The sequence below is a fragment of the Ralstonia sp. UBA689 genome, assembly GCF_002298975.1.
Taxonomy (GTDB): Bacteria; Pseudomonadota; Gammaproteobacteria; order Burkholderiales; family Burkholderiaceae; genus Ralstonia.
The window spans coordinates 1-21,082 of the sequence record NZ_DBMV01000044.1 but is presented as its reverse complement, the minus strand read 5'-3'; the positions used below and the strand labels follow the sequence as shown (position 1 = coordinate 21,082).

15 protein-coding genes are annotated in these 21,082 nt (G+C 62.9%); 11 read left to right on the top strand and 4 right to left on the bottom strand.

Features of this window, described 5'->3' with window-relative positions:
• Window positions 1-2 precede the first annotated feature (2 nt).
• From B4F51_RS21600 to B4F51_RS21585, 4 genes are all read left to right on the top strand, one after another.
• On the top strand, window positions 3-1,730 hold the full coding sequence (locus tag B4F51_RS21600) for a ShlB/FhaC/HecB family hemolysin secretion/activation protein (protein ID WP_296228756.1): 1,728 nt from the start codon (window positions 3-5) through the stop codon (window positions 1,728-1,730).
• Window positions 1,730-2,440, top strand: coding sequence for a hypothetical protein (locus tag B4F51_RS21595; protein ID WP_296228754.1), 711 nt, complete (start codon window positions 1,730-1,732; stop codon window positions 2,438-2,440). The genes B4F51_RS21600 and B4F51_RS21595 overlap by 1 nt, the downstream gene beginning before the upstream one ends.
• Before the next feature lie 75 nt (window positions 2,441-2,515).
• A complete protein-coding gene (locus tag B4F51_RS21590; protein WP_296228752.1) occupies window positions 2,516-3,361 on the top strand; it encodes a peptidyl-prolyl cis-trans isomerase in 846 nt (281 codons plus the stop codon).
• 150 nt (window positions 3,362-3,511) lie between these two features.
• Window positions 3,512-7,264, top strand: coding sequence for a M48 family metallopeptidase (locus B4F51_RS21585; protein ID WP_296228751.1), 3,753 nt, complete (start codon window positions 3,512-3,514; stop codon window positions 7,262-7,264).
• A 314-nt stretch (window positions 7,265-7,578) separates the two neighbouring features.
• On the opposite strand, the gene B4F51_RS21580 is transcribed toward B4F51_RS21585, so the two are convergent.
• Window positions 7,579-8,268: a nuclear transport factor 2 family protein gene (locus B4F51_RS21580; protein WP_296228836.1), complete on the bottom strand. Its 690-nt coding sequence runs from the start codon at window positions 8,266-8,268 to the stop codon at window positions 7,579-7,581.
• Window positions 8,269-8,943: 675 nt separating this feature from the next.
• On the opposite strand from B4F51_RS21580, the gene B4F51_RS21575 reads away from it, so the two are divergent.
• The 3 genes from B4F51_RS21575 (at window position 8,944) to B4F51_RS21565 (ending at window position 12,512) form a co-directional block, all read left to right on the top strand.
• Entirely contained in the window at window positions 8,944-10,281 is a 1,338-nt protein-coding gene (locus B4F51_RS21575; RefSeq protein ID WP_414706807.1) for a carbohydrate porin, read from the top strand.
• A 336-nt stretch (window positions 10,282-10,617) separates the two neighbouring features.
• Window positions 10,618-10,833 (top strand): hypothetical protein, encoded by a 216-nt coding sequence (locus B4F51_RS21570; RefSeq protein ID WP_296228748.1) that lies wholly within the window; start codon window positions 10,618-10,620, stop codon window positions 10,831-10,833.
• Between the two features lie 35 nt (window positions 10,834-10,868).
• A complete protein-coding gene (locus B4F51_RS21565) occupies window positions 10,869-12,512 on the top strand; it encodes an Nramp family divalent metal transporter (protein WP_296228747.1) in 1,644 nt (547 codons plus the stop codon).
• 59 nt (window positions 12,513-12,571) lie between these two features.
• Here B4F51_RS21565 and B4F51_RS21560 read toward each other — a convergent pair whose 3' ends face one another.
• From B4F51_RS21560 to B4F51_RS21550, 3 genes are all read right to left on the bottom strand, one after another.
• Complete coding sequence (locus B4F51_RS21560; RefSeq protein WP_296228746.1) at window positions 12,572-14,941, bottom strand: TonB-dependent siderophore receptor; 2,370 nt, start codon at window positions 14,939-14,941, stop codon at window positions 12,572-12,574.
• 111 nt (window positions 14,942-15,052) lie between these two features.
• Window positions 15,053-15,880 (bottom strand): FecR family protein, encoded by an 828-nt coding sequence (locus tag B4F51_RS21555; RefSeq protein WP_296228745.1) that lies wholly within the window; start codon window positions 15,878-15,880, stop codon window positions 15,053-15,055.
• Window positions 15,881-15,893: 13 nt separating this feature from the next.
• Window positions 15,894-16,391: an RNA polymerase sigma factor gene (locus tag B4F51_RS21550; RefSeq protein WP_296228744.1), complete on the bottom strand. Its 498-nt coding sequence runs from the start codon at window positions 16,389-16,391 to the stop codon at window positions 15,894-15,896.
• A gap of 651 nt (window positions 16,392-17,042) precedes the next feature.
• On the opposite strand from B4F51_RS21550, the gene cyoA reads away from it, so the two are divergent.
• From cyoA to B4F51_RS21530, 4 genes are read left to right on the top strand one after another with little or no spacing between them, the layout of a single operon-like run.
• On the top strand, window positions 17,043-18,020 hold the full coding sequence (gene cyoA, locus B4F51_RS21545) for a ubiquinol oxidase subunit II (RefSeq protein WP_414706806.1): 978 nt from the start codon (window positions 17,043-17,045) through the stop codon (window positions 18,018-18,020).
• A 9-nt stretch (window positions 18,021-18,029) separates the two neighbouring features.
• On the top strand, window positions 18,030-20,009 hold the full coding sequence (gene cyoB / locus B4F51_RS21540; RefSeq protein ID WP_296228743.1) for a cytochrome o ubiquinol oxidase subunit I: 1,980 nt from the start codon (window positions 18,030-18,032) through the stop codon (window positions 20,007-20,009).
• A gap of 3 nt (window positions 20,010-20,012) precedes the next feature.
• Window positions 20,013-20,654 (top strand): cytochrome o ubiquinol oxidase subunit III, encoded by a 642-nt coding sequence (cyoC, locus tag B4F51_RS21535; RefSeq protein ID WP_296228742.1) that lies wholly within the window; start codon window positions 20,013-20,015, stop codon window positions 20,652-20,654.
• On the top strand, window positions 20,655-21,023 hold the full coding sequence (locus tag B4F51_RS21530; RefSeq protein ID WP_296228741.1) for a cytochrome o ubiquinol oxidase subunit IV: 369 nt from the start codon (window positions 20,655-20,657) through the stop codon (window positions 21,021-21,023).
• Window positions 21,024-21,082: the final 59 nt, after the last annotated feature.

Genomic DNA, 21,082 nt, shown 5'->3' with positions numbered 1-21,082 from the left:
GCATGATGTTCAAGCCCGCCACCATCGCGGCGATGCTGATTGCCAGCACTGCCCACGCCCAGACGCCGCCGCTGGAAGACCCTGCCCAGCGTGCGCTACGTGAGCGCCAGGAAGCCGAGCGTCGCCGTGAAGCCACCCAGCAAGCACCACAAATTCAAGTGCCGCAAGCTGTGCCAGAATCTGCGACCGTCGAATCCGTAGTCGAGTTCGGCACGACCTTCGATATTCACCGTATCGAGTTGACCGGCAACACCCTACTGGACGCGGCTACGGTGGAGAGCATCACACAGCCGTTCGTCAATCACGAGCTGGGCACGAACCGCATCAATCTGCTGCTGCGCAAGCTTACCGAAGCGTTTGTGCAGCAGGGGTTTGTCACCACACGCGCGTATTTGCCGCCGCAGAACCTCAAGGATGGGGTGCTGACTATTGCTGTGGTGCCGGGCAAGGTGGAAAGCCTCCAGATTAACGGCAAGACGGTCAAGACCTCTGCTCCTAATCAAGCGACCGCCAGCAGCCCGCAGAATGGCGGATGGCTGACCGATGCAGGCACAGTCTGGTCGATGCCAACGGTGGGCGATACCTTGAAGCTCACGGACTTGGAGCAGGGCGTTGACCAGATTAACCGTCTGCGCCGCAACCAGGCCGAAGTCCAAATCCTGCCGGGCCAGAGTCCGGGCGGTTCCGTGATTGCGTTGAGCAACCAGCCAGGTGACCGCTTCCGATTCAACGTCGGTACCGACAACTACGGCAGCCGAGCGACAGGAATTACGCGATTGCGTGCCGGTATCGATGCGGACAATGCCCTGGGCTTTCAGGAAGCGTTGTCCGTGTCCTACATCGGTACGACCGACACCAACGCGGCCATCGCCTCGGCTGCGGTGCCGTTCGGCTACAACACCTTCAGCTATACCGGCTCGATCTCCGAATACAACAATCTGATTGGCGACACGGCGCTCGTCTACGGCCGCACCTTCGCGCACACCTTCGGTTGGAATCGGGTTATCGAGCGCGATCCAGCCGGCCGCACGGCGTTCGATGTCACGCTCACGCATCGCCGCACTGAACGCGAAGTCAACAATTTGCTGCTCGACCCGCAATACCTGACAGTGCTGCGCGTAGCGATCAATGGGCTGCGTAAGTTCGCCGTGGACAGCCAAGGCGCCTACGCGACATGGGAAGCTGGGCTCTCGCGGGGTATGCGCACGCTCAGCGCGAGCCGTGACGCTCCAGACATCACACGCGAAGAGGCGCACAGCCAGTTCTGGAAGCTCGACGGCAATGCCAGCACGCAACTGCCGCTGCCGAAGATCGGAAACGCAGCCCTGGCCTACCGCGGACAGGTGTCGGCGCAGTGGTCGAATGTGGCGCTGTTTGGTTCGGAACAGATTTTTGCTGGCGGCATGAGTTCGGTGCGCGGCTTCCGCGAGGGCATCATCAGTGGTGACAGAGGGCTGACATTGCGCAATGAAGTGGTGTGGGCCAACGCGCCCGCAATGGCAGGCGTGCGCATCGAGCCGTATGCATTCCTGGATGGCGGGCAGACGCAATTGGTGGCCACGCAGCATTGGCAGTACTTAGCCGGTACGGGCCTTGGTGTGCGTCTGTCGGCAGCCTATGGAAAGAGCGTGTTGACCAGTGAACTGCTGCTTGGCCGAGCACTTGTCCAGCCTGCTGAACTAGGTAGCAAGCCGACCGTTTTGCTGGCGACATTGAACTGGACCTATTGATGAGCCCAACAATCACGACCATCAGGAACGCCTATCGATCGGCCTTCCAAATACCGGCGGCCCATCCGTTGCTTGTCGGGCTGACTGCTGTGGCCTTGGTCATGGCTACGGCAGCGCCGTGGCTACTCGCGATGCTTGGGGCTGGGCCCTGGAGGTTCCAGTGGTGGCATATCACGATCATTTCGCCGATCTTGCAAACGTCAGTGACCGCGCCTTTGCAGGTGGCCGGTTACCGGTTGCTTCTAAAGGGAAATCGCAATGAACGATGGTGGTCGGGCGGGACCCTGGCATTTTTTGCTCTGACGGCGCTGGTGAGTGGAACCACCTTGCTAGGCGCGCAGCTGCGCTCGGTATTGGGATCGGTTGGCTCCATTGCCGTGCTTGCGATGTACCACTTCTATTACCGACTGGTCCTAGCCTTGCCTGCCATGGCCATCGGAGCAAGCCAGACCCCATTCCGCCTGTCTTGGAACGCTACGGCCGGACGATTCTGGTTCGTTTTCATGGTTACTGCTGCCGCAGTGGTGCCCATTATCGTCGTGTCCTTTTTGATGTTGGTCGCCGGACAAATGTCTGTCTTCGGTGGCCCCACGACGCTATCGGCCGCAGTGGTGCAGGCATGCGTCAGCGTGGTCGCCACATTGCTGGTTGTAGGCGCAATTGCAGCCGTCTATCGGGGGCTGGTAAGTGAAAATTTGGCGACCCCTTGAACATCTTGCCATCCCGACAGGTATCCACAGCTTGACACACGGATCTCGGTCGGAATCTTCTAAAGGACAAACAACATGCATGGTTCGATTCAATCTGTGAAATGTGCAAGCGCGATCTTGTTGGTACTTGCTGCCGTGACGGTAGCGCCAGCGTGGGCTGATGGGGTTCCGGCGGGCGTTGTGGCCATCGTCAACGGCACGCAGATTACGCAGGCCCAACTCGACCGTGCCGTGGCGCAAGCTGGTGTGCCAGCTAACCCGAATGTGGTCCTGGCGCTGAAGCAGCAACTGGTCGCGCGTGAACTGTTCCGCCAACAAGCAGCGAAGAACCCTGCCTATGAGAAATCGCCAGCGGTCAAGCAGGCCGTGCAGGAAGCCCACGATGCCGCTATCACTCAGGCTTGGTTGAAGGACAACATCAAGCCGGCACCTGTGACCGACGAACAGGTGAAGGCCCGCTATGACGCCATCGTCTCCAGCTTGGGTGACAAGGAATACAAGGCCCGTGTGATTCAGGTCGGCGACGACGTGACGGCCACGCAAGTGATGACGCTACTGAAGCAGGGCACCGACTTCGCCAAGCTTGCTCAGCAGTACAGCACCGCACCGAACAAGGCACGTGGCGGCGAATTGGACTGGGTGAGCTTCAAGGTGCCGGTGGAAGAAGGCAAGGTGCAGAACCTGCCGCTACCAGTGGCGCGCGAGATCTCGACGCTATCGGTCGGTGCCGCCAGTGCGGCAGCCGTGGAGGCGGGCAATCAGCGCTACATCGTCAAGGTGGACGCGGTGCGGCCGACGCAAGTGCCGGCGTTCGAGACAGCCAAGCCGGCAATTAAGCAGGCGCTGGAAGCAGCGGAACTGGAGCGCGCCACCGTGCAGATCGTCGGCGCACTCCTTAAACAGGCCAAGGTTACACAGTGACTTACACAGTGACGCGGTTGCCCGAGGGTTGTCGGCGGCAACGCTAGTGCAGTGATTTCATCCACATCATTGTCAGTCTGTCCGGTCACCATGAACCCCGTCTACCCTACAGGTCCTTCCGAAGTGCCGGCCGGTTTCACGCGGCCCAGCGTGTCCTACAAACGCAAAGCTTGGCTAGCTGTGGCCGGGTTGCTGACGTTTATCGTGCTGTACCTCGCGTTGACTGTCTGGTTTGTCACGATCGGTATCAACCGGTTGCTGGCGCTCAATGTGCATTCGAGCCCCGTCGATATGCTCATTTGTGCGTCCAGCCTGTTCCTGGCTGTGTTTTTGGTGAAGGCGCTGTTCTTCATCAAGAAGGGCGAGTACCGGGGCGTCATTGAGCTTAAGCGCACCGAGCAGCCGGGGCTGTTCAGCTTTCTCGATCAGGTGGCAGACGATGCCGGTGCACCGCGACCGCACAAGGTGTTCGTGAGTGGGCGGGTCAATGCAGCGGTGTTCTACGACCTGTCCTTGATGAACTTGGTGTTTCCGTCGCGCAAGAACCTGGAGATCGGCCTTGGGCTGGTCAACATGCTCAACCTGAGCGAGTTCAAAGCGGTCTGCGCACATGAATTCGGGCATTTCGCGCAGCGTTCCATGGCGTTGGGACGGTGGGTCTACACCACCCAGCAGATTGCGGCGCATATCGTCGGTAAGCGTGACGCGCTGGATGGCTTTCTGCGCGGCCTGTCGCGCGTTGACTATAGGGTGGCTTGGGTCGGTTGGATTCTAAGCCTCATCGTCTGGTCGCTGCGCTCGATCGTGGATACGGGCTTCCGCCTCGTGATGATCGTGCAGCGGGCGCTGTCGCGCGAGATGGAGATGCAGGCCGATCTGGTGGCGGTTTCGCTCACCGGTAGCGATGCGCTCATCCACGCGCTGCACCGGTTGCAAGTCGCCGACGACGCGTGGGAGCGCGCCGTGGGTTTCGTGCGTGGGGAAGCCGGTGCCGAGCGTCCACCGCGCGACGTGTTTGTTGTACAGGAGGCCATCGCGGCCCGGCTGGGGCTGATCTACAACGACCCTGCGTACGGCCAGCGGCCGCAGGTGTCTGTTGGTGACGCAGCTGCATTTCGCGTCTTCAAGGCGGAGTTGGCACAGCCGCCGCGCATGTGGGCGACCCACCCGCTCAACCATGAGCGTGAGGAGAACGCCAAGCGCGTCTATCTGGCGGCGCCGGAGGACACCCGCAGCGCTTGGGCCATCTTCGACAATGCGCAAGCATTGCGGGAGCGAATGACGCAAGAGCTGATCGGCGAGACCGCGCATTCTGTGGTCGAGCCGGATATCACGCTGCAGAAGCTCGACGATCAATTCGCCATTGAGCAGCTCAAGCCGCACTATCGCGGCATCTATCTCGGCTTCCCTGTTACGCGCCATGCCGCACGCGCGCATGAGTTGTACGCGCAAGTGCCCGCAGATGGCACTCTTGACCTGGATGCCCTGTATCCGCCGTCTATCAGCGAGGATCTGGAAGCTCTGCGAGCGCTGGATCAAGAGCATGCGCTGCTGCGCTCGTTGCGTGATGGTGTGTATACCGCCGCTGATGGTGTGATCCGCCATCGCGGCCGCATTCTCAAGCCGAGCGAGCTGCAACCGACCATCGATGCGGTGGGTGCCGAGCGTGCCGAGGTGCGAGCGCGTCTGGCCGCCGTGCTCAAACGGGTACGCAGCCTGCATCAGGCCCATGCCGAGCAACTGTCGCCGCAGTGGCCCCCCTACCTGAAAGGGCTGCTGCACGTGTTGCACTACGCTCACCACACCGAGGCCGAGCTACGCGACACGCAAGCCGCCTTGGCACGTTGCTGGCAACGTGTGACCACAACCGGCTCCGTCAACGAACGCGGTGTCAAGGATGTGCTGGCCAGCGCGGAAGCCGTACAACGGGCGCTCTATGAGGTGTTTCGCATGACAGCCTATGTTAAGCCAGGCGAGCGGGTGCTGGCCGAGCTTGGGGTAGAAAGCTGGTCTGCCATGCTGGGCGAACTCGGCCTGGGTAGCCCCGTGCGTGACAACATCAACGATTGGCTGCGCTACGCGGATAGCTGGGTGAACCATGCGGTAGGCTGCCTGTCGAGACTTGGTCGCGTCACATTGGGCGAGTTGTTGCGGGCTGAGGTCACCATTGCGGCGGCTACCCGTGGCGAGCCGCTTGCCGATGCACCTGCTGAGACACCCTTGGCTCCGCCCGGTTACGACACCTTGGTCATCGACGCCGAACGTATCCAGCGGGTCGAAAAGCCGAACTTGTGGGAGCGTTTTCGTTCCGCCAGTGGGTTCTTCCCCGGGTTGGCGCGGGCTGTGGTGGCCATCGGCATCGTGGGGGCTGTGTTGCTGTTTGGCTGGTCGATGGACGAGGCGACGGTGTTTGTCTACAACCCCTTGGCCCGACCGGTCATGGCCACCATTGACGGCCAGCGGGTCGCGCTTGCACCCAATGCGCACGCCAGTGTGAATGTGCATGTGGGTCGTGACTTGGCGGTGGCCGCGCAAACGCAAGACGGCGATCCGATCGAAGCCTTTCATGTGTCGATTAATCGCGCGGACAAGAATCTGGTCTACACCGTGGCGAGTGCCGCACCGTTGCGCCAGTGGACAGCCACCTATGGCCCGGCCACTGCCGTACCGCCGCGCCTGCTGTCGCCGCAGCGCTGGCAGTCCGCCACCACCGACGTGGTGTTTGCAGCTCCGCCCACCAGCATCGAATCGAACAGTGCCGGCGGCATCCGTACGGTGCTAGAGGGCTCCAGCGACATTACCCCCAGCACGCTGGTCGGGGCGCTGAAGGACAAGTCTGCCGCCGCGCCGATGCTCTTGTCGCATGTCCGCTTTGATGCGCCCGACACTACTTATTTGGTTGATTGGCTGAGCCTGGCTAGCGAAGTGCCGGGCTTCGAAGAAGCCTTTGCGGCCCGTCGTGCGCGTTTTCCGATCGACGTGGTGGCGCTGCGGTTTGAACAGGATGCCGCGAAAGGCACGGCCGCCCGCGACGCCGTGTGCGCGCGGCAACGGGCTCTGGCCGACAAAGCGCCAGATCAGCCGGACCTGGCCTACCTCGCCACGCGTTGCTTGCCGGCCGGCCCCGAGCAGGATGCGGCGTTTGAGGCCGGTCATCGGCGGTGGCCGCAAGCTGCGTGGTACGCGAACGCCGCCGGCTGGCACGCCGCCACGCAGGGACGCTACCGTGATGCGCTGGTCGATTACGAGGTGGCCCAATCCAAGAGCCCGGCGCTGCGTGAATCGGCCAGCATCGAATTGCTGCGGATGGCACGCCTAGTGGACCCGGAAGCAGCCAAATCCCGACAGGCAGAGCTGGCGGGGCAGTCCCCCGCCGTGCGGGACGTGCTGATGTACGAGCCGGGTGCAGCGTTGCCGCCTGGCGCGTATCAACCGATTGCGTTGATCGCCAGAGGCAAGTTGGAAGAGGCGGTATCGGCTTCCGCAGGCACACCAGCCCACGCCCATGTGCTTCGGATGGCGGCCGCTTCGGTTGGCGCTGTGGCCGCGCTGTGCGAACGCGCTCGTGCCCTGCCCGTCGACCAGGGCATTGACGAGTACACGGCCATTCTGGCGCTCGCCGCAGGGCCGTCGACTGCAACGCCAGCCATCCAGGCGCTCTTGGCTGCGCAAGCCACCCGGTACGAGATTCCGGATCTGTCAGCCCGGCTGGATCGCTTCCTCACCCTGGCGCGTCAGGGCAATGCCGCTGCGGCAGAGCGTGCGCTGGACGGCCTGCCCGTGGTATTGCACGCCCAGGCCTTGGTGGCGGGAATCACCGTGATGGGAGATCGCGCTCCAGCGCAATGGCGCACCTTCGCACAGCGCGCGCTCTTTGCTGCGGAGCGGCCGTATCTTGGGTGATGTGAACGGGCTTTACGAGCATTTATCCGGACGGCGCCGATCGATTTTCGGGCTAAACGCATCACCTGGTTTTCGGCACATAGGCGCCAGTCTGGTTCTTTCAGTAAAGGCGCACCCGTTTGGGCCTGCGGTTCGGATTTGTATTAACCGCTGTCTTCCCATTGCTAATCGCGGAGGATGAGTCTGAGCTTTTGCTGGTCATTCCAGCGGCAGTACCACCGCAAGCGGATCATTGAGAACTTGGGAAGGGAAAGCCACGGCCAGGGCGGATGACGATCAGGCATAGCCGACAGATAGCCTTTCGTCGGACGTGGCTAGCCTGCAAGCGACACCCATCGTTTAGGGTGAGCTGCTGATCCAGCGGCGGGTTTGCCGTGGGCGGAGCCGAGGGTTCGTCCAGTGCAGTACGGTGGGCTAAAATCTTGTCCAACTGTCAGTTGTCGCCGTGAGTGTCGAGCTTGCCCATTGAGTGCGCCGTACGCAGATTCACAATCGAACCAAAGTGTTCCCGAGAATTGGGGGCATATTTGGGGGCATGGAAGAATCGGCGAATTTAGAAAATCCTTGTTTAGCATGGATATGCTAGATGAATTCCATTCCTGCAGCCGCACCAGCTTTGCGAAACGGTCTCCCATGTGGAGGCCGTTTTCTTTTGTGTCCGTCCCGGCTGAGGCTATGCGTGCGCGGCCGGCCCAAAAATGCACGCCGCCCCCTCGCCGCGTATCCATGTACTCCCGCACAAAGGCAATACGGCCCTGCGCCAGCGTAAAGACAAAGCAGTACGTGTTGTCATACTGCCGCCCATTCGCGAGCGTCGCGCGCATGCGCTCTTCCACGATCACCGTGTCCCCGTCCGCATGGATGCCGCTGAACTGCACAGAGACGTTTGCCACGAACAGCCTCGAAAAATCACGGTGAGGAAGTGCACGATCGCCTCGCGGCCGATCATGTGATGCGTGCACGCGAGTGCGACCGCGGTGGCGTTGCCCTCGGGCGCGAGCCATTGCGCGTCCGCAGTGAAGCAATCGGCAATGCTGGCAGGCTCGCGCGAAGCGAATGCGCGCCATGCATCGATGATGATTTCCTTGCTGGTTCGCGTGATTATTGCGAGGATGTCTCCGGCAGGAGGTCTACGTCGATCGTAGTGCCCGCAAACGGCGCCGATACGCCAGTTACGGACCTGTCCCCAGTGCGCGTGAGGTCATTCTTTGGTGATCCAATCGCACCGTTGTCGCCGTCGCGCAATGCACTTCGCATCCCTCCAAAAAACGCTTGCCGACCCGATCCACACTTTGTTACTCTGCGCCCCGTCAAAGCTACGGAGTGATCTCCATGGACAGTTGTTCTAGTCGACCTTGGGTCGCACGTTGAACGGCTAGACAGTTTCGGGCGCCCAATCGTGCCTCACCACTGCCTAGCCGCATTGCACGGCAGGTAGTGGATCTTGTGCGGGTTCTCCGTACAAGCCTCTCTCCTTCATTCGATTGTTGTACCGACACGGCCACGTGGTTGCGCGTGCGTTTGCGCGCCGCTCACACGAGGATGGCGGTCGGCGTACGCCTACGTCCGTCATAGAAACGGACGAGGGAGGTCTGATGTTGTTTCTCTCGATGCTGCAATACGTTTGGGTGGCAATTCGCCCGCTGGTTTGGGTTCGCGTGCTGATGGTGGTCGCGGCCATGGTGTCAGCCGTGTCGGTGGCCCATGCTGCAGGCGCACCGGCCTCGGTGCCTGCGGCTGACGAAGCCCCGCTGATCGCCGGTGGCGAGCTGGACGATCGTTTCGGCTTTCATGGCCAGACCACCTATGTCTGGCAGCGCAAGCCCGCTTTTGATGCCGCTTATAGCGGCGATAACAGCCTCGCTGCCGGCCGTGCCAAGAGCTACTCGTTTACGGCCACGCTCGACCTGGGGATGCGCCTGTGGAAGGGGGCCGAGTTCCACTTCAACCCCGAAGTTTCGCAGGGCGTGGCGTTTTCAGAACTGCATGGCATGGCCGGTCTGCCCAACGGCGAACTCGCCAAGACTTCGGGTGCCAATCCGATGCTGTACCGCGCCCGCGCCTTCCTGCGCCAGACCTGGGGCCTGGGTGGCGACACCGAAAAGATCGACGCCGATTTCAACCAGTTTGCCGACATCGTCGACAAGCGCCGCGTCGTGCTGACGGCTGGTAACTTTCCCGTCCTCGATGTGTTCGATGCGGTGGAATATGCGCACGACCCGCGCACCCAGTTCCTGAACTGGTCATTCATGACGCATCCATCGTTCGACTATCCGGCTGATGCGCGCGGCTACAACTGGGGCGTGGCGCTTGAGTACATCGATAGCGAGAACGGCTGGACTGTGCGCGCGGGGCGCTTTCTGCAACCTGTCGAATCCAATGGCCTGCCGCTCGACACGCGCTTCCTCAAGCATTACGGCGACATGGTGGAGCTCGAAAAGAGCTACACGCTGTTTGGTCAGGACGGCAAGGTGCGCTTGCTCGGTTGGCGCAATCAGGCGCGCATGGGCCGCTTTGACGATGCCATCTCGCTTGGCGCCGCCACGGACAGCGCACCCGACGTCGGGCTGGTGCGCAAGGAGCGCGCCAAGGTGGGCGTGGGGCTTTCGTTCGAGCAGAAGGTGGGCGAAAACCTGGGCCTGTTCACCCGCCTGAGCTGGTCGGATGACAAGACCGAAACCTATGCCTTTACCGAGGCCGGCCGCAGCGTGTCATTCGGCGGGTTGCTCAGGGGTGCCGCATGGGGCCGGCCGAACGATGTACTGGGCGTGGCATATGCGCAGAACATGCTGGGGCCCGATCATCGCGCGTACCTGGCAGCTGGCGGCAACGGTGCGTTTCTGGGCGACGGCACGTTGAACTACGGCCCGGAGCGCGTGCTCGAGGTGTTTTACAGCGTGCAACTGGCGAAGGGCCTGGCGATCAGCCCAGATTTCCAGCTCATTCAGAACCCTGGCTACAACCGGGATCGCGGCCCCGCCAAGTTCATTGGCATCCGCGCCCACGCCGAATTCTAAGAGCCCGCTGCAAAATGATTCTGACGGCCCAACCCCTCCTTGCCGTACGCCTTGTACTGTCTGCGTCGGCGTTGAACCGTCAGAACCGCTTCACTTCATTTTGCAACGGCATCTAAACCCAGGAGGACCCATATGGACAGTCCGAGTCGACCTTACCCGACATCTTTTTTCCACTAGGCGAGTCCGCCGCACGGTTGTTCCCTGCTGCTGACTTGCCACCCAGGCAAGGCAGCGGTGTCCGCATCGCTCCTTGAATTGTTCGAATTCGCCGCGGGGGTACGACGCCCCGTGCGTGGCGATTGCCGCATGCCGTGCGCGTGCGGCCAGGAGTGCGTCATGCGCAAATTCAACATCCCCGCCCGTCGTTTCTCGGCGATCGCTCTGCCGTTCAGCTCGCCGTTCGTGCAAGCCCGGGCCGGTGCGCCCGAGCGTGCCGACGCTTCATCGGCCACCTTGGTCAAGTCCAACCGGCGCGCCGGCGACGACGGCCAACCCCTTTCCAACCAAGGCTACGCTGCCGCCGCCATCCGGCTGTCGCGCACGTACTGGTAATCCAACAACGCAAACCAACTCAATCGGAGGTCGATATGACCCAAATGACTTCGGGCATCGACGCACCACCACATCATGCCGCACTCGACGACGCGCACGTGGGCGACATTCGTGGTGCACTCGGCACCATCGCGCATCACGATACCGGCGCGCGCGACAGTTGGCGCGCACGCCTGCGCACGCTGTTGGCCGTCCTCGGGCCTGGCCTGATCGTGATGGTTGGCGATAACGACGCTGGCGCCTTCGGCACCTATACGCAGGCCGGGCAGAACTACGGCACCACGCTGCTGTGGACGCTGCTGCTGCTGATTCCCGTGCTGTACGTAAATCAGGAGATGGTGCTGCGCCTGGGCGCCGTCACGCGCGTCGGCCATGCGCGGCTGATCTTCGCGCGCTTCGGCAAGTTCTGGGGCAGCTTCTCTGTCATCGACCTGTTCCTCGTCAACGCGCTGACGCTGGTGACGGAGTTCATCGGCATCAGCCTGGCACTGGAATATCTTGGCATCCCTCGCCATTGGGGCGTGTGCGCGGCGGCCGCGCTGGTGATGCTCGCGGCGTCCACCGGCGACTTCCGCCGCTTCGAGCGTTTCGCGCTCGCGCTCGTGGCGGGCAGCCTGACGCTGATTCCCGTCTTCCTGATGGTGCATCCGCCGATGGGGCAGGTGGCTCGCGATTTCTTCGTGCCTGCTCTACCGGCCGGTGCACCGCTGGCCGAGGTGATGCTGCTGATCATTGCCATCGTTGGGACGACCGTGGCGCCGTGGCAGTTGTTCTTCCAGCAGAGCTACGTGATCGACAAGCGCATCACTGCACGCTTCATCCGTTACGAGCGCGCTGACCTGTGGCTGGGCATCGTGCTCGTGATTGCCGGGGCGGTGGCGATGATCGCGTTCAGCGCGCAGGCCTTCGACGACACGCCGGAGTTCGGAAACTACACCGATGCGCTGGGCACGGCGCAAGGTCTGGAGCGCCATTCGGGCCGCTGGGCCGGCGTGCTGTTTGCGATTGCGTTGCTGGATGCCAGCATCATCGGCGCGTGCGCGGTGTCGCTGTCGACGGCCTATGCGATTGGCGACGTGTTTGCCGTGCGGCATTCGCTGCATCGCAAGCCGACCGAGGCCAAGGGCTTCTACGCTGTGTACTTCGGCCTGACGCTGCTGGCAGCCGGCCTGGTACTGACGCCGGGCGTGCCGCTGGGCTTGCTGACCAACGCGGTGCAATCGCTGGCGGGCGTGCTGTTGCCGAGCGCCACGGTGTTCCTGCTGCTGCTGTGCAACGACAAGGCCGTGCTGGGCCCGTGGACGAACGGCCGTGCCATGAACATCTTCACCGGCGGTGTGGTCGCCGTGCTGGTGATGCTCTCCGTCATCCTGACGGCGGCCGTGCTGTTTCCGTGCATCGGCGAGTTCGAGATCGGCGCGATCCTGATCGGAGGATCGATCATCGCCGTGGTGATGTCGCTGGTGCTGTGGCGCATCGAGCGGCGCAACCATCGGCCGCATCATCCGCAACGTGTGAGCGTGCTGGACCGCAATCACTGGACCATGCCGCCGCTGGAGCAGCTCACGCCGGCACGCTGGACGCCGCTCAAACGCACGTGGATGTTCGTGCTGCGCGGCTACCTCGTGGTGGCGGCGGGGTTGGTGCTGGTGCGCATCGCAGGGCTGGTCACTCAATGAGGCAATCAGGACAACGGGCCCATGTGTGGCCCGTTTCCTTTGGGTGATGCCGATCGGCGTTACCAGGCGTACTTCGCTGTCGCCAGCACTGTGCGCCCGTTGGCGTAGATGCAGCGCGTGGCGTCGTAGCAGCCGGAGATGACCTCGCGGTTGCCCAGGTTCGTGCCGTTGAGGGCGAGGCGCCAGTGGCCGACCTGATAGAAGATGGCTGCGTCGAACAGCGCGTAGCCCGGCACCTTGAGCGAGTTGTCGGGCGCACCGGCCGTCGGGCTGATGTAGCGCATGCCGGCGCCGATCCCCACGCCTTGCAGCACACCTGTGCGGATGCGGTAGTCCGTCCACAGCGCGGCCATCTGGCGTGGAATCGGGATGGCGATCGGCCATTTGTTGAGCGTCGCGTCGTTGGCCTTGGTGTTGCGCACGTCCTGGTATGTATAGCTGGCGATCACGTTCCAGCCCGGCAGCAGTTGCGTCGTGCCTTCGAGCTCGATGCCCTGCGAGCGCACTTCGCCGGATTGTGCGTTGTGTATGCCGGTCGGGTCGTTCAGGTCGGGCGTGAGCACGGTGGTCTGGTGGATCTGGAATACCGCCGCCGTGATCGACGTCTTGCTGCTCGGTGCGAACTTGATGCCGGCCTCGATCTGCTTGCCCTTGGAGGGCTTGAATGGCTGGTTGTTGCGGTCCGTGCCGATCGTGGGATTGAACGACGTTGAATAGCTCACGTACGGCGACAGCCCATACGGCCCGAGGTACACCACGCCCACGCGGCCCGTGAAGGCCGAATCGCGCTGGCTGGTGTTCGTTCCGGCGAGCAGGTCGTCGGTGCGCATGTCGCTCCAGTCGTGGCGGCCGCCCAGCGTGAAGACCCAGCGTTCACCCAGTTTGATCTGATCCTGCAGGTACACGCCCAGTTGCGTCTGCTTCTGCTGGATGTTCTGCGGCGACGCGCCCGAGCCGTTGAAGATCGACCAGTCGAACGGCGCATACACGGGGTTGTACAAGTCCAGCGATGAGGTGAGGGCGTAGGTCTGCGGGTCCTTGGTGGTCTGGCGCTGGTAGTCGACGCCGGTCAGGAAAGTGTGCCGCGCGATGCCGGTGGTGAACTTGGCCTGTACCTGCGTATCGACGTCGAGCCGCCCATAGCTTGGCTGGGCAATACCGGCGTAGCGCCACATCGTGCGCTGAGTCCGGTCGCTCGGGTCGAGGCCCACGCCGTACGTCATGCGGTCGTCCAGTTTCAGGTGCATGTAGCGCGTGTTCTGGCGCACCGTCCAGGTGTCGTCGAGCATGTGCTCGAACTGGTAGCCGAGCGAATACTGCGTTTTCTCGTACGCATCGAAATCCGGCGAACCGGTAAATAGCGTGGCCGGAATCTTGCCGTTGGGGTTCGGCAGGATGGTGCCGCTCGCGGGCAGGAAGCTGTCGGAAGCGTTGGTCTTGTCGCGCAGATAGCTCGCCAGCAGCGTGAGCGTGGTGTCGGCCGATGGCTTCCAGGTGAGCGAGGGCGCAACCATCAGCCGCTGATCCTTGAATGGGCCGAAGGGCAGGTTGCCGTCGCGCGCTACGGCCGTGAGGCGGTACGACAACTTGCCGTCCGCATCGAGCGCGCCGCCAAAATCGCCGGCCACCTGCTTGCGCGCGTGGCTGCCATATTGCACCTCGATCTCGCGGATCGGCTCGGTGGTTGGCTGCTTGGTGACGATGTTGACGGTGCCGCCAGGGTCGCCCTGGCCGTACAGAATGGACGCCGGCCCGCGCAGCAGTTCCACGCGCTCGATCAGCCACGGGTCGACACGCCAGCTTGCCAAGTTGATGGTGTTGGGCAGTTGCAGGCCATCCAGATAGGTCGCCGGCACGAAGCCGCGCACGGCGGTGTACCAATCCGAGCGCGTGCCCGCGCCATAAGACGACACCGAGGCCGAATAGCGCAGCACCTCGTTCACGCTTTGTGCGCCCTGCGCCTCGAAGCGGTCGCGCGGCACCACGCTGATCGATTGCGGAATCTCCGCGAGGGGTACGTCGGTCTTGGTGCCGGTGGCGCTGCGCTGTGCAATGTAGCCGCGTACCGGGCCGGTGGCGGATTCCGGTTGCGCACGCGCGGTCGCCACGGTGGCCGGCAGCGTGACCTGCGCGCTGGCGCTCGCCGCTTCGATGGTGAAGGTATTGGTGCCTTGGCGGCGCGCCATCAGGCCCGACTGCGCGAGCAACCGGTCGAGCGCCTCTTCCACGCTCAACTGGCCTTGCACGTGTGGCGCGGTCTTGCCCGCTGTGAGCGAACTCGCAAAGACAAGCTGTGCGCCGGCCTGTCGCGCCAATGCATTGAGCGCGGCATCGAGCGGCTCGGCGGGGATGTCGATGGTTATGCGGGTCTGCGCAAAGGCGGCACCGGCCAGCAGTGCGGCTGCGGCCACGGTAATCAGACGCGGCATGCGTCGTTGAAGGCGAATCACTGTAAAAGCTCCCCGTGTGTTGGTTGGTCTTCGGTCACAGGGGAGTAGACGAACCGCGCGCCGGGCATCCCTACCTCGGCACGCAGATTTTTAGCGGGCGACGCTGCGGGCGAATATGCGCACCGTGTCGTCCGTTTCGCGGCGGATGGTGACCGGCAGGATCGAGGGCAGCAGATCGAGCAGCGCGTCGGTGCGGGCGCTGTCGAATACGCCGGAAATCTGCAGGCGCTCGAGTGCGGGGTCGGCCAGCGTGGCAGGCGCGGCGCGATAGCGGTTGATGTCCGCCAGCACCTGGACGAGCGGTGTGCGCTCAAACATCAGCTTGCCGTCCTTCCAAGCAACGGCGGCGGCGGGGTCGGGTGCGGCGCGGGCTGTGAGCATGCCGCCCACGGATTCCACCGCCTGCCGCGCGCTGAGCAGCATGGCATCGCCCGAGGCATCTTCCACGTGCACGCGGCCGCGCAACACCGTGACCATTACGCGCGGATCGGCACGTCGCACGTTCAATATGGTGCCGACCACGCGCACGGTCGTGTCGCCCGCGCGTACCAGGAAAGGTCGCCACGCCGCGTGTGCGACGTCGAAGAACGCTTCCCCGTCGACCAGGCGGACTTGGCGCGTGCGCAGGTGCCATTCGACCTCGGCGACGGTGCGCGTGTTGAGCGTGAGTTCGGTGCCGTCGGCAAGCGTCAGGTGCTGGCGCTCGCCGGCCGCGGTGGCGTAGCGCTGCGTGTGAAAGGCCGGGTCGGCCCACAGCAGCGCACCGAGCAGCGTGGCGACACAGGCAACCACCATCGGCACCCGCCGGTGCGGTGCGCGCGCCGGCAATTCCAGCAAGGCAAAGCGCTCTCGCAACGCGCTGCGGTGGCGCGCCAGACTGGCTTCCTCGCGAGAGAAGTCGTCGGGAGTGTGGGGCATGCGGGGTGGATGTTCAGCGCGGAGTGGGGCGGTCAAGCGCGGCGCGGCAGGCCGTCATGCCCAGCCGGATGTGCTTCTCCACCGCCTTGCGCGAAATCCCCAATCGTATCGCCACTTCGGCCTGAGGTATCTCGTGGATCTTATGCAGCACAAAAACCTGCCGGCAGCGCGGCGGCAATTGAGCAATGGCTGCCGACAGGCGATCCAGTTCGCGGCCGGCGTCGATGTGGCGGTCATGGCCGGGAGCCTCGTCTGCGGATTCGGGCAGTTCGTCGGCGCTGTCGACCCAGGCGCGGCGGGCTGTTTCAACACGATGCCGGTCGATGGCGAGGTTGACGGTTGCGCGCCGCAGGTAGGCCACCGGCGTGGTGACCGGCTGGCAGGGCGGTTCGGCGAGCAGGCTCACGCACACGTCGTGCACGACATCGCGTGCAAGGCTGCGGTCAGCCCCGAAACGCCGGCGCAGCAGCTCGACCAGTTCGTCGTAATGACGGACGAGTGCAGTGAGCAAGGGCGGGACGGAGGAATCGCAGGACACCGGTCGGCGATGCGAGGCAGGAAAGCGCTTGATTGTAAATGAGATGGATTCTTATTTGCAATTACGTGCTGGGGCGCACATCTGGGGGCGCCGTGGGGTGCGCACCACTGTGGCTGATTGTCGCAGTGCAACAACATCCACTTTCGATTTGCTTACCCGCAAAGCCGCGTAAACCCTAGCCGTGCTTGGCGGGCTGCGCTTGTCAATCGGTCTGGATTTCTATTTGCCTGGGCAAATTGAGCAATCCGAAGCGCTGTCTGGCGGTAAGATCGCGCCCGCATTCCACTTCCAACCGCGCTTGCCCCAACAAGCGCATGACGTAGTGCCTGCTCCGACTCCATCCGCGCCCCGACTGTCATCCGTCGCCTTGTGCGATGCGGCGGTGTTCATCCTCGTCCATGCCAGCCATGGCCGAAGTCCGCCTCGCCAGAGGGGTGCGCTGGGTTCAGCTTCTCCCTGACCGGCGCCAGATGTGATCGAAGATCCGCTGTGGCACCCGGGTGATCCCGGGGTCCCTCCAGTACGGTCTTTTCTCATTTCCCGCGTTTTCCGCCTATGGCCCGTTGTTTGGGCTGTTCGGCTTCCGTGATGTTGGTAAGCGTCGCCGGCGCAACTGTGCAAGACATGAAGAACACACTCGTTCCACATATGAAGCGGCTCTTGGCCGCAAGCCTCCCGCTCCTGCTGGCGGGCTGCAACCTGACGGTCATGGACCCGAAGGGGATGATCGCGGCGGAGGAGAAGACGCTGATCCTGGTGGCGACCGGCCTGATGTTGCTGGTGGTCATTCCTGTGATCGTGCTGACGCTGGTGTTTGCGTGGAAGTACCGCTCCACCAACACCAAGGCCCGCTACGAGCCGGACTGGTCGCATTCCAACGCCATCGAGGCCGTGGTGTGGCTGATCCCGTGCCTGATCATCATCGTGCTGGGCGTCATCACCTACCGTTCGACGCACGCGCTTGATCCGTACAAGCCGATCGAGTCGGATGTGAAGCCGATCACCGTCGAAGCCGTCTCGCTCGACTGGAAGTGGCTGTTCATCTATCCGGAACTGAAGATCGCGACGGTCAACCAGCTCGCGTTCCCGGCCAACACCCCGGTTAACTTCAAGATCACGTCCGACACGGTGATGAATGCGTTCTTCATCCCGCAGCTCGGCAGCCAGGTGTATGCCATGGCTGGCATGCAGACCAAGCTGCACCTGATCGCAAACGAGACGGGCGTGTTTGACGGCATGTCGTCGAACTACAGCGGCTCGGGCTTCACGGGCATGAAGTTCAAGGCCACGGCCATGACGAACGAAGAGTTCGACGCCTGGGTCAAGCAAGTTCGTGAGTCGTCGCAAAACCTGACCAAGGAAGGCTACGCCGAGCTGGCCAAGCCGAGCGAGAAGGTGCCGCCGGCGATGTACGCCTCGGTGGACCCGACGCTCTATCACAGCATCCTGCACAAATACATGAGCGACTCGGACAAGGTCCTGACGCTCGACGAGGCGCTCGAAGGCGCCAACTGCACCACGGCCACGGCTGAAGCGGCAACGCGTCCGCTGCCGGTGCAGTCCGCCCTGCCGGCGTCCGCCGCCGCGCGCAAGAATTCCTAGGGGTTGACGATGTTTGGCAAGTTGAGTCTGGAGGCCATTCCGCTGCACGAGCCCATCGTGGTCGTGACGGTGTCGGCCATTCTGCTGGGTGGCGCGGGCGTGTTCGGCCTGATCACCTACCTCAAGAAGTGGACGTACCTCTGGAATGAGTGGATCACCTCGGTCGATCACAAAAAAATCGGCGTGATGTACTGCATTCTGGCCATCGTGATGCTGCTGCGCGGCTTTGCCGACGCCATCATGATGCGCTCGCAACTGGCGGTCGCCTCGGGCGGCGGTGCCGGCTATCTGCCGCCTGAGCACTACGACCAGATCTTCACCGCGCACGGCGTGATCATGATTTTCTTCATGGCCATGCCGCTGATGACGGGCCTGATCAACCTGATCGTGCCGCTGCAGATTGGCGCGCGCGACGTGGCGTTCCCGTTCTTGAACACGCTGTCGTTCTGGCTGGCCGCGGCAGGCGTGGTGCTGATCAACGTGTCGCTGGGTGTCGGTGAGTTCGCGCGCACCGGCTGGCTGGCGTATCCGCCGCTGTCGGAACTGGCCTACAGCCCGGGCGTGGGGGTCGACTACTACCTCTGGGCGCTACAGATATCCGGGTTGGGGACCTTGCTGACCGGGGTGAACTTCGTCGCGACCATCTTCAAGATGCGCGCGCCGGGCATGACGCTGATGCGCATGCCGATCTTCACCTGGACTTCCCTGTGCTCCATGATTCTGGTCGTCGCCGCCTTCCCGGTGCTGACCGTGGCGCTGGCGTTGCTGGGCGCTGACCGCTATCTGGACATGCACTTCTTCACGAACGAGCTGGGCGGCAACGCCATGCTGTACGTGAACCTGATCTGGATCTGGGGTCACCCCGAGGTGTACATCCTGATCCTGCCGGCATTCGGCATGTTCTCGGAAATCGTCTCCACGTTCTCGCGCAAGAAGCTGTTCGGCTACACGTCGATGGTGTGGGCGACCGCCGGCATCACCGTGCTGTCGTTCCTGGTGTGGCTGCACCACTTCTTCACCATGGGCTCGGGCGCGAACGTCAACGCGTTCTTCGGCATCGCCACGATGATCATCTCCATCCCGACCGGGGTGAAGATCTTCAACTGGCTGTTCACGATGTACCGCGGCCGCGTCGAACTGAACTCGATGATGCTGTGGACGATCGGCTTCATGATCACCTTCGTGATCGGCGGGATGACCGGCGTGCTGCTGGCCGTGCCGGGCGCCGACTTCCTGCTGCACAACAGCCTGTTCCTGATCGCTCACTTCCACAACACCATCATCGGTGGCGTGGTGTTCGGTTACCTGGCTGGTATCACGTACTGGTTCCCGAAGGCTTTCGGCTTCAAGCTGGACGAGAAGTGGGGCAAGCGTGCTTTCTGGTGCTGGTTCGTCGGCTTCTACATGGCTTTCATGCCGCTGTACGTGCTGGGCTTCATGGGCATGACGCGTCGTCTGAACCATACCGACAACCCGGCCTGGCAGCCGTGGCTGATCGTCGCCGTGATCGGTGCCGCGATCATCGCCTGCGGTATCGCTTCGCAGCTCATCCAGATCTTCGTCAGCATCCGCAATCGTCATGCGCTGGCTGACCTGACGGGCGACCCGTGGGGCGGCCGCACGCTGGAGTGGGCGACGTCGTCGCCGCCGGCGCACTACAACTTCCCGACCCTGCCGGTCATCCGTGACGTCGACGCCTTTGCCGACCTGAAGGCGCGCGGCGAGGTGCCGACGCAAGTTGCAGCCAGCTACGAGAAGATCCACATGCCGAAGAACACCGGCGCCGGTTTCTTCATCGGCATGTTCTCGATCGTGATGGGTTTTGCGCTGATCTGGCACATCTGGTGGATGGCCGTGCTGGGTCTGGTCGGCATGATCGGCAGCTTCATCCTCCGCAGCAACAACGACGACATCGATTACTACGTGCCCGCTCAAGAGGTCCACGAGACCGAGTCGGCCTACTTCCAACGTATCGGTTCGCAGGCTTAAACCATGGCTTCCAATGTTCTAGACGGTCACGCCGCGCACGGTCACACGTCCGGCCACGACCACGCGCATGATCATGCGCACCACCACGATGCCGCAGACACCAAGGTCTTCGGCTTCTGGGTGTACCTGATGAGCGACTTGATCATCTTCGCGTCGCTGTTTGCCACGTTCTGTGTCCTGCGCGACGCGACAGCCGGTGGCCCGAACGGCAAGGAGCTGTTCGACCTGAAGTACGTGCTGATCGAAACCGGCATCCTGCTGGTGTCGTCCATTACGTACGGCATGGTGATGGTCGGCCTGCAGGCCAACCGCAAGGATCAGGTCATGCTGTGGCTGGGTATCACCTTCCTGCTGGGCGCCGCGTTCGTCGGCATGGAACTCAACGAGTTCCACCACCTGATCGCTGAAGGCGCGGGCCCGAACCGCAGCGCGTTCCTGTCGTCGTTCTTCACGCTGGTGGGCACCCACGGCCTGCACGTGGCAAGCGGCCTGCTGTGGATCGCCGTCCTGATGTGGCAGATCGCTGCCAAGGGCCTGACCCCGACCCAATCGACCCGCCTGGCGTGCCTGAGCCTGTTCTGGCACTTCTTGGACGTGGTGTGGATCGGCGTGTTCACCGTCGTGTATCTGCTGGGAGCGATGTAAATGGAACAGACCAACGTAACGGCTGCCGCCGCGCACGGCGAGGCTCACGGTCACGCTGCCGGCGGCGCGGCCCACGCCACCGTCAAGGGCTATCTGATCGGCTTCGTGCTGGCGGTGATCCTCACGCTCATCCCGTTCCACATGGTGATGGACGGCAGCTACTCGCACAGCACCGTGCTGGTGACGGTGATGGCACTGGCGGTCGTGCAGATCGTCGTGCACCTGATCTACTTCCTGCACCTGGATGGCTCGTCCGCTCAGCGCTGGAACGTGATGGCCTTCCTGTTCACGCTGCTGATCCTGGCGATCGTGATCGTCGGTTCGCTGTGGGTCATGCACAACATGAACGCCAACATGATGATGCACTGAGGCTCGCCTTTTGCTGCATCGGAAGGGCGCCCCTAGCGGGCTAATGCCGTTCAGTTAAG